Annotated in this window: 11 protein-coding genes; 4 read left to right on the forward strand and 7 right to left on the reverse strand. The window is 42.6% G+C overall.

Features of this window, described 5'->3' with window-relative positions; genetic code table 11:
* The first annotated feature begins 310 nt into the window (after positions 1–310).
* Complete coding sequence (locus tag Q7J27_00650) at positions 311–712, forward strand: DUF3568 family protein (protein MDO9527650.1); 402 nt, start codon at positions 311–313, stop codon at positions 710–712.
* 138 nt (positions 713–850) lie between these two features.
* Here Q7J27_00650 and lgt read toward each other — a convergent pair whose 3' ends face one another.
* From lgt to Q7J27_00675, 5 genes are all read right to left on the reverse strand, one after another.
* Positions 851–1,687: a prolipoprotein diacylglyceryl transferase gene (lgt, locus tag Q7J27_00655; GenBank protein ID MDO9527651.1), complete on the reverse strand. Its 837-nt coding sequence runs from the start codon at positions 1,685–1,687 to the stop codon at positions 851–853.
* Positions 1,688–1,939: 252 nt separating this feature from the next.
* Complete coding sequence (locus Q7J27_00660; GenBank protein ID MDO9527652.1) at positions 1,940–2,068, reverse strand: hypothetical protein; 129 nt, start codon at positions 2,066–2,068, stop codon at positions 1,940–1,942.
* The gene (gene trxB / locus Q7J27_00665; protein ID MDO9527653.1) at positions 2,046–3,032 is read right to left on the reverse strand and encodes a thioredoxin-disulfide reductase; all 987 of its coding nucleotides are present in this window, start codon (positions 3,030–3,032) and stop codon (positions 2,046–2,048) included. The genes Q7J27_00660 and trxB overlap by 23 nt, the downstream gene beginning before the upstream one ends.
* 324 nt (positions 3,033–3,356) lie before the next feature.
* Complete coding sequence (locus Q7J27_00670; GenBank protein MDO9527654.1) at positions 3,357–3,521, reverse strand: hypothetical protein; 165 nt, start codon at positions 3,519–3,521, stop codon at positions 3,357–3,359.
* Between the two features lie 105 nt (positions 3,522–3,626).
* Entirely contained in the window at positions 3,627–3,812 is a 186-nt protein-coding gene (locus tag Q7J27_00675) for a hypothetical protein (protein ID MDO9527655.1), read from the reverse strand.
* 519 nt (positions 3,813–4,331) lie between these two features.
* Here Q7J27_00675 and Q7J27_00680 point away from each other — a divergent pair.
* The 3 genes from Q7J27_00680 (at position 4,332) to Q7J27_00690 (ending at position 5,659) form a co-directional block, all read left to right on the forward strand.
* On the forward strand, positions 4,332–4,955 hold the full coding sequence (locus tag Q7J27_00680; protein MDO9527656.1) for a hypothetical protein: 624 nt from the start codon (positions 4,332–4,334) through the stop codon (positions 4,953–4,955).
* Entirely contained in the window at positions 4,936–5,301 is a 366-nt protein-coding gene (locus Q7J27_00685) for an FtsK/SpoIIIE domain-containing protein (GenBank protein MDO9527657.1), read from the forward strand. Before Q7J27_00680 ends, Q7J27_00685 begins: the two co-directional genes overlap by 20 nt.
* A 118-nt stretch (positions 5,302–5,419) precedes the next feature.
* Entirely contained in the window at positions 5,420–5,659 is a 240-nt protein-coding gene (locus Q7J27_00690; GenBank protein MDO9527658.1) for a hypothetical protein, read from the forward strand.
* A 260-nt stretch (positions 5,660–5,919) separates the two neighbouring features.
* On the opposite strand, the gene Q7J27_00695 is transcribed toward Q7J27_00690, so the two are convergent.
* Positions 5,920–6,735 (reverse strand): DUF4384 domain-containing protein, encoded by an 816-nt coding sequence (locus Q7J27_00695; protein ID MDO9527659.1) that lies wholly within the window; start codon positions 6,733–6,735, stop codon positions 5,920–5,922.
* 25 nt (positions 6,736–6,760) lie between these two features.
* A complete protein-coding gene (locus Q7J27_00700; protein MDO9527660.1) occupies positions 6,761–8,353 on the reverse strand; it encodes a caspase family protein in 1,593 nt (530 codons plus the stop codon).
* Positions 8,354–9,033: the final 680 nt, after the last annotated feature.

The raw sequence follows: 9,033 nt of genomic DNA on the forward strand, positions 1-9,033 counted from the left end.
AAAACCGTCCGGCAAAAGGCTTTAAACATCGAATGGTGCAGGGTTTGCTCCCCAAATTTTGCCGTGCAGGATGTTGTTATTTGCTTCATAATTGAAGAAATCAGCAATTTGTCAGCGAGAGTTCCATACTGCTTTTATTCTGACTTCTGACTTCTGACTCCTGACTACTGGATACCTGAGTAGTTACGGTCCCATATATTCTGTGCAGTCAATGGAGTTACCTCCAATTGGGTTCGTCTTTCTAAATCACATTGACATACAAATCACATCACATTATACTTCAGTATGCGAATTTGAAAGGAGAGAAACATTGAAAACAGTAAATTCGATTTTAATTCTGGTGATAAGTATATTGCTGATTTCAGGCTGTGATGCAGGATTTATAGTGGGAGACAACGTTGTAGGTGTCCGGTCAGGAAAATTCATTTATACAGACGGTATATTAACGACAGATTATCCCTTTCCTTTTGATAAGGTATGGGAGGCCTGCGAGAAAACCATAGCCGATATGAAGGCTTACGATATTGAAAAAGATAAGAAGATAGCTACGGGAACGATTAATGCAACTTTAAGTGATGAAAAAATTCACATATCAGTAAAATATGCAGCAAAAAATCTAACAACAGTGGCTGTACGTGTTGGCCTGGCTGGAAACAATCTTGCGGCACAGCTCATCCATGAAAAGATAAAAAATGACTTATTAAAAAGGTGACTCAGGGACGTCCCCAATCCTTTTCCCTGAGTGAATCTCCCCGCCCACAGGGCGGGGCTTGCGGGTGCACTCCCGGTCAAAAAATCCGTCACATATAAAGAGGATAAATCCGAACGAGACAATCCAGAAAATTCTCGCTTACGGAGCCCCTTTTTTCTTAATCATTATAACACCAATTCCGCACAATATCATAATAATACAAAGTACCTGTCCCATGGTAAAAGACCATAATACAAATCCCAATTGCGGATCAGGATCCCGCAGAAATTCAATGAAAAACCGAACCAGCCCGTAACCGATAAGATACAAAGAAAAAAGAAATCCTTCAAAATGTTTCCTTTTTCTTATAATCCAGAGAAATATGAAGAGAAGTATTCCTTCGAAAAAAGCCTCATAAAGTTGAGATGGATGCCGGAGACTGAGGTACGGGTCTAAAGGAAAGTACATTCCCCAGGGCACGGTAGTTACTCGACCATAAAGCTCGCCGTTGATAAAATTGCCTATTCTACCGAACGTGTACCCCATGGGAATTGCAGGACAAAAAAGATCGGCAAACCGCCAGAATTTTATTCTCTGTCTGCGACAAAAGATAATCGAAGCCAACAGTACTCCGATGGCACCACCATGATAAGACATGCCGCTGATTCCTACATATCGGAAACCACCGGTAAAATCGAATGGAAATATAACTTCGAGAGGGTGATTCAGGTAATATTCAAAATTATAGAACAGAACATACCCTAATCTTGCCCCGATTATGAGCCCTACAATACCCCACACAAAACAATCCTGTATTGTTTCCGTCGAATATTCATAATCTTCACTTCTGATTCTATACAGGACAAGGATATACGTAAGAAAAAAAGCGATAAGATACATCAAGCCGTAATAACGAAGCTGGAATGACCCAATTTCAAAGATATTAGGGTTGATGTGTTCAGGTATGTGGTTCCAGTAATTGATGAATTGTTCCATTTTTGTTCCGGCAGACTGCCGGCATAAATTACCCTCATGTAGGACTGCGATTTGATGATGTACAGGATGAGCAACCCTGAATGGAGCTGGATGAAAAAACCGATAAAACTTTTTTGACCTCGCTACCGCCACACTCCGGACAGTTTATATCACTATCATCTTCACTAATAGAACGCATTAGCTCAAATGAATTGCGACAATCAATGCATTCATACTCATAAATCGGCATATTTTTCTCCTTCCTGACACCTGTCAGGCGTTTGAAAACGTAATCTTGATAATGCTATCATGTTTTTCAATTATTTTCCACGCTTCTTCCGCGGTTGGCGATGGCCTTTTCTGTTTCAGAGGATACAATCTACCCTGAGCTGAAATCTCCATAGGTCTCTCCTTTTAATTCTTCCACATAGAGCTGCGCGGAAAACGCTGCTGTAGCTCCATCACCACATGCCGTTACTATCTGCCGGAAAAGCTTTTTTATACAGTCACCACAGGCAAATATACCTCTTTCGGATGTTTTCATGTCTCTGTCTGTAATAATATATCCACTATTATCAATATCCACAAGGTCTCGAACAATATTCGTGCTCGGTACCAGACCAATGAACACAAACACGCCTTCTGCCTTTATCATTCTGTAATCGTCGGGCTTTTTAACGTTTCTTATCCTCACACCTGTAACAAAATCATTTCCAAGCACTTCCTCCGGCACTGAATTATAGGCAAAATCTATCCTATCATTCGCAAGAGCCCTTTTCCTGAGGATACCTGCGGCACGTAGACGGTCCCGGCGGTGAATTATAGTAACCTTCCTGGCAAATTTAGTAAGATAAATGGCTTCCTCAACTGCCGCATCCCCACCCCCAACAACAACCACATCTCTATCTTTGTAAAAGGGCCCATCGCATGTAGCACAGTATGATACCCCTCGCCCTATGAAAGTTTCCTCTCCTGGAATATCCAGCTTGCTCCAGGATGCACCTGTCGCTATAATGACAGAAAGCGAATGGTGGGTATTACTATTTGTCTTTACTTCCCAAACATCGATTCTACCCAGGCGTTTTTTCGTAATGGACGTCACGTCTTCCGAGGTAATCTCCAGTCCAAACTTGGTTGCCTGTTCTTTGAATCTGTTATGGAGCTCAACACCATTTATCGGCTCCGGGATGCCCGGATAATTTTCAACAAGATCGGTAACGGTAACCTGACTAAATGTGGAACTGCCTCCAATCAATAAAACCTTTAGGACAGCCCTTGCAGCATACTGTCCTGCCGTGAAACCTGCAGGCCCACCACCTATAATAATAATATCATAAACATTATCAGGAATTTGTTTTGTTTTCATTGTTGACTCCTTTATTATTGAAGCTCTCCGCAATAAGTTGCGGGTAATCTCCGACTTCCAAGTAACTTAAATTCGCAAATGTGTTGCAAGTAGTTAACATTTCTCAATATCTGCCAGAAATAACGCATTTGTTAAAAACATAAGTTACTTCCAATTATAATGCCGCAAAGTGGCATAATGAGCTGTTAAGGAAAATATTTTTTATGTTCGCTCGCTAACCCCACCGCAAGCAGCGGGGAACGAAGTAATTCGAAGAATAATGCGCTCGCTGTTCAGTTCAATCTTAGCGTATGCCGCGCGGGGGAAGGCACTATGGGGAAATGATCAGGGGGCTTTAATATTGGCGATACGGTCATCCCATGACGGGTGACGAGCCCAAAAACCGCCGCTGTCTTCTATGGAAGAAGAACCATTACCACTGTGACCGGAAGCGCATCCCGTAAGCCCCGCCTTGTAGCCGGGGTAAGGGGTGCAATATAAAACAAACATATTCCTTGCAGGGAAGCCCCGCCCTGTGGGCGGGAAGCTTCACTATGGTTTTTCTCATCCTTTTCTTTTTTACCTGACGCACGATGTCCAGCTCAATCTCTATCCTTATTTTTCAGGGTTTTCATGCTCCTGATATTCAGTTTGAACTTTCTTGAGCCTATCGAAAAATTCTTCTTCTGTAATAATTCCCTTCTCGATAAGTAATTCAGCAAGTGCATCCAGCTGAATCGCATTTGTCATCAGTAATGCTTTAAAATTAGCCACTTCACCAGAATCTATTTTTTCTGTCATTTTCAGCTCCCAACAGCCTTTTCTTTTCAGTCCCAGTCATATCTCTTTTAAAAACAGGGTTTCGTTGATCAATCAATCTTGGCGCACTCGTAAAAAGTCATAAACTGCACTATTTGTCATCCTGAACTTGTTTCAGGATCTCACTTGTTTCAGCATCTACTTATTTCAGTAAGTTAGAGACCCTGAATGATCCTGAAACAAGTTCAGGACATGATTCAGGGTGACAAAAAAGACTTTTTACGGCTGCATCAATCTTCTGTTAATGAATGGACTCGTTTAAATCTACACCCGTTCATATAGGCTATATTAATAAAGGTCAAGGGAAGATATCTTGAATTTGCGGCAATCTTGCCCCAGATTATCTTCTTGCAGATTTTCCATGACTTTGAGTATAATAATACATCGTGGTAGTCTCCAGACCTATTCAAAGCGTTACCTTCTTTTTGTTGTTCAACTGGTCTGACAGTCTTATTTGATGAGTCTATTGCGATTGCCCCCCAATGGAAGGAGCGGTATGTATTGACTTTATTGAGAAGGCGCAGGAAATCAAAACTTGGCGTTCAGGTAGCACCTAAGGATAAAAGGAACCGGTTTTTAGGATGGACTTTGATTTTTTTCTCACTACTATCCTTTCTCATCTTATTTTCTTCATATCAACAGGATTATAATTTCACAGGGCGGCACAGTCTTGACCTGTATATTACAATCATCCTTGCAACAGGCAGTTTTCTTGGCCGGAATATTTTATTAAACACAGGTCTCAGTATTGTTGCTCTTTTGATTATGATCCTGTCTATTGGCACTTTCCTGATAGGAAAAAAAGAAACCGGTATCTTAAAACGGGAATTCGGTCTTTCCCTGCTGTTCTTTTTTGCAATAATAGTTACTGGAGGCCTTATTGATTCATACACTGGTCTGCCTTTGGGCGGATTCGGAGGTGAGGCTGGAAGGATTCTTGTAGCAAATTTTACACACTTCATGGGTCGTACGGTTATTATTTCGTTTTCCATTCTCCTCTGGCTCTACCTTCTCTGGAAGCTTTTCAGTATTGATGTAAAGAAAGCCCTGACACCAGCCACTAAATGGTCTCAGCGTATGAAATTCAAAGAAGGGGCGGGTGTAATTGTTCCGAAAAATCGATGAATTCGCCGATCTTTTTCTGTCATCAGGAAAAGGTTTTGAAGAAATTGTTGTCCGCCTGGCACAGAAATCAAGGGCGGTGGGCATTCACCTGATACTTGCAACACAGAGACCTTCTGCAGATATTGTTACAGGTCTTATCAAGGCAAATTTTCCGTCCCGACTGGCTTTCAGAGTAGCATCTTCCATCGAATCTCGTATTATCCTGGATGAAAACGGGGCTGAGCTGCTACTGGGCAATGGAGATATGTTGTTTAAATTTCCGGGGAGTCCTGATCTGATAAGGCTTCAGGGTGCGTTTGTTGATGATGAAGAAAGGGAGGAAGCACTCAAAAATATAAGATTTTGACCGGGAGAGCACCCGCAAGCCCCGCCTTGTAGGCGGGGTAAGGGGCGCAATATAAAACAAACATATTCCTTGCCGGGAAGCCCCGCCCTGTGGGCGGGGAGCTTCATTTGAGGTTTTTATGAAAAAGATATTGCTAATACTCATTATTGCCGGGACTTTTGTCTTTGGTACGCTGAACTACCACTTCATACTGATGGATACCAGTATAAGAGTTTTGAAAAAGACCGATTTGACTCTCGACAACACCTTTGTTGACGCAAGAGGGGCAAAAAAATATCAACTTCTTCTCAATCCGGCCCTGGTAAGGGCCGGGGTGAAAGATCTGTTTACTGATGGGAGCATTACAATAGGGAAATAAAAAACCTGCTTGCCGAAATTGATTTCAACAGCTTTCCTTCCCTTTCCTTTGCCTCTCCGCGTTCAAAGACACTGGAGGCATATCTTGAAGGAAAGATAGGTGAAAAGAACTTCGGGGCATTGTATTGAAAAACAAAATATTCCGGCCAGAATTTGTACCTGACATTCGCGCAGCCACTGGAAATAACGTAATTTTTGAAACGCCTATATATTAAAGTAATCTGCGAAATCTGTGGATTGAAAAATTCAGGCACTGTGAAATTATCTTGTAAGAGTGTAAACTGCCGTTGCCTCTGCCCACTTATCCGGATCTATCCTGTTGAGCCTCTTTACAAGATCACTGATCATTCCTGTTGACCTTGAATCATAGACCTTGAACATTCCCTCATGAAACCCGAGTGACAGAATCTCCTCCTTTTCTTTGGTGGCGATCAGTTTGATCCGTTCTTCCGCAACTTTTCCTTTGTAGCCGGGAAGGAACATGGCTTTCAGGTGAATCGCGCTTCCAGATAGTGGAAATTCGTAAGCTCTCCCTGCCCTCGTCAGATTTTCCCTGTGAATCGAGTTCGGCAGAAGCAGGGTTACCGAACCGTCCGCGGCAACGGAAAAGATATAAACATAGCAGTCGCTGCTCGCCTCGTAAAATATCCTGACTTCCTCACCCTCTTTCAGGTCTGTTTTGGAAAGATACGCTTTAATGGAGAGCCCTTTTCCTTTTTCGGGATAAACCGGTTTGATAAGAGACTTAAGCTTTACCCTGTAAAGGCTCCTCTCTTTCGTATCCCATCCCTCGTGAAGTATCTCAGACTTTTCGATCTGTCCCCTCACGGCGGCATATATCAAATCTTCCGCTAATTGGCTGTTTGATACGAGGGTGTGTGACTTTATGAAAACCCCCACTGCCTTTTCCAGTGCGTTCTTCTGGGCGTCTCTCCTGGCCCTGTCTTTCACCTCTTTTGGCGTATCAATTTCCCCGAGATAGGCTTCTCCCGTTGCCTTCACCCATACAGGTTTTTCGGAAGCGAAAGAACAAACAGGGAGGATAAGTATGCAAAAAATTACGAAAAGTTTTTTCATGGCGTCGTTTTTAATCCCCTCTGCTTTATTTTCTTAAAGCAAATCTGCCCCTTAAATTATCTAAATTCGGATTGATACTTGGTGATTGCTGGACATTTATTGATTTTGCATCGTCTTCTACATGTGGCTTTACATATTCATAGATTTCAGCGGCAGATTTCTTGCCGTTTTTGAGTGCCTTGAGAAAATAGTATGTAAAGATTCCATAGCCTTTTTCCTGAGACGAAGTGCTTATCTGCGAGCTCTGCGTTGCCGACAGCACCACCATGTTCTGCGGCAAAACCGCGCTCTGTGATGTCATAACCAATGGCCGCGCTCCTTTGGCAAGGACGCTCCTTCCACCCGCCCCGGAAAAACAGGAGTCCAAAACAACAATGACTTCGGATGCCTGCAACCGTCCCAGTTTCTCATACAGCCGTTTCATGGGATATCCTGTAACATCAAGATAATTGGGGTCGCCATCATAGGGAACGATGAACGCCTCGCCTGTTACCGGATTAGGAGCGCCGTGACCGGAATAATAGACAAAAACCTTTCCGCCTTTCTTGAGCTTGTTCGGCAGCCATGCTTCGATCGATTTCATTATCCCTGATAGAGTTGCCTTTTCATCGGTCAGCAATTCGATGTTTCTCTCTTTTACACCCAAAGCCTTGAGGTAATCTTTTACCAGCTTGGCATCATCATATGAATAATCAGATTTCGGCAAACTGCCATAGGCTTCAATACCAATGATAATTGCATAATCATTGTCACCCATGATTTTTGAAGCTTTGCTGAAAAAGGGTTTGTCTATATCTGATTGAACTGCGGAGGCTGTCTTTATGTCTTTATTTTGAGACTTTTTCGCATCTTCAATTACGGATTTAACGATGTTTGCAAGGTCTTCTTTGGTTATGTTTTGAGAGACATTAGTTTGTTGGACCACCTGCTTGGGCTTAAATTCTTTTAGCATTTCAATACCCAAATTAGCCTTATCATATGCTTTTCTATTAGGGGGGGAGCTCAAGTAGGGCAATTGCTTCGATGCAGTTTCTTTTAGCTCATATACCGCTAAATCCAAATCTGCACCTATATTTATTAATTTTTTTGCGAGATTCCGTTGACCCGTCATTGCCGCATAACTTAATGCGAGCATTGCTCCCTTCTCCTTCACATTAGGATCATATCCTTTTTCCAGAAGTTTCATATTTATAACGGCTAAGAAGAAGGTGCTTGAAAATGTCTGCTCCTGAAATCCTCGCATCTGTTCGGCCGTCAACCAGGGGCTGGCAATGAGGACTTCGACCTCGGTCTGATTGTTCGTCTGGGATGGGTAGAAATAGAACGCGTAAGAAATATCGGTGCTCGGATACCTGGCCAAGACCGCATGAGGCTCGCGAACGACGGCGTAGCCGGCTTCTCTCATGCTCTTCACAGCAGCATCCATAAGTTCCGCTTCGCTGGCCAGCATGGCACGCCGCAGGCCCTCCCCCTTGTGCTGGCGGACGTAGTCCAGCGAGTTGGCCATATGGCCCGACTCGCCCATCATGCTGGCGCAGCCGGACATCGTCATACCTATAAGCAGGATAAAGATTACACTGATTAAAGAAGTAAAAGCCTTTAAATCGTCCTTTTTCATAATCCACCTCTTGAAAGCTAACTTTCCCTTCCCGTTCTCGAAGCTGGGATTAACAGAAGAAAACAGGCTGACATTGAATTCCTGTGTCCAATCTTATACAACTTATCCATAAATCTTTACAAGGAATTTTACGACACGCCGTTTTCTGACCTGGCCTAACGGCATCAGGATCAAATTTTAATCCTTACATGCGTTTTAACCTTCGCCATAAAGTATGGATCATCTCCAAATTAGTTGTAGTTAATTAAGGCAAAACAAGTGGGTTATTTCCAATTGAGAAGGTGTGCTCCCAGAGGGTACAAGGGGTCAAGGATTCAAGGGTTCGAGTGGAATGCTAAAGAATTACAAAGAGTTGAAAGTCTGGCAAAAGTCATACAAACTCTGTTTAGAGATATATAGAATAACAGCAAAATTCCCAAAGGAAGAAAGATATAGCAGAAGGATATGGAAGAAAGACAACCAGGGATTACATCAGGATGCTTTACATATCTTATGGTTCTGTTTGCGAACTGGAAACGCAGATATTATTAGAAAACAAACCCTTGAATCCTTGGACCCTCTTCTCCAACTAAATTGGAGAAGAACCAATGATATTTCTCCTTGACTGTCATACCAGTTCGTACTATATTCCGAATTAGTCTAACTAAATTGGAGCGATGTACGAAAATGGAAAATATCAA

The organism is Syntrophales bacterium (assembly GCA_030655775.1).
Taxonomy (GTDB): Bacteria; Desulfobacterota; Syntrophia; order Syntrophales; family JADFWA01; genus JAUSPI01.

Excerpts from the sequence above, each read along its gene's own strand:
- Q7J27_00660 (MDO9527652.1), bottom strand. The coding sequence starts at position 2,068 with ATGGAGATTTCAGCTCAGGGTAGATTGTATCCTCTGAAACAGAAAAGG.
- Q7J27_00690 (MDO9527658.1), top strand. The coding sequence starts at position 5,420 with ATGAAAAAGATATTGCTAATACTCATTATTGCCGGGACTTTTGTCTTT.
- Q7J27_00670 (MDO9527654.1), bottom strand. The coding sequence starts at position 3,521 with ATGTTTGTTTTATATTGCACCCCTTACCCCGGCTACAAGGCGGGGCTT.
- Q7J27_00675 (MDO9527655.1), bottom strand. The coding sequence starts at position 3,812 with ATGACAGAAAAAATAGATTCTGGTGAAGTGGCTAATTTTAAAGCATTA.
- Q7J27_00695 (MDO9527659.1), bottom strand. The coding sequence starts at position 6,735 with ATGAAAAAACTTTTCGTAATTTTTTGCATACTTATCCTCCCTGTTTGT.
- trxB (MDO9527653.1), bottom strand. The coding sequence starts at position 3,032 with ATGAAAACAAAACAAATTCCTGATAATGTTTATGATATTATTATTATA.
- Q7J27_00700 (MDO9527660.1), bottom strand. The coding sequence starts at position 8,353 with ATGAAAAAGGACGATTTAAAGGCTTTTACTTCTTTAATCAGTGTAATC.
- lgt (MDO9527651.1), bottom strand. The coding sequence starts at position 1,687 with ATGGAACAATTCATCAATTACTGGAACCACATACCTGAACACATCAAC.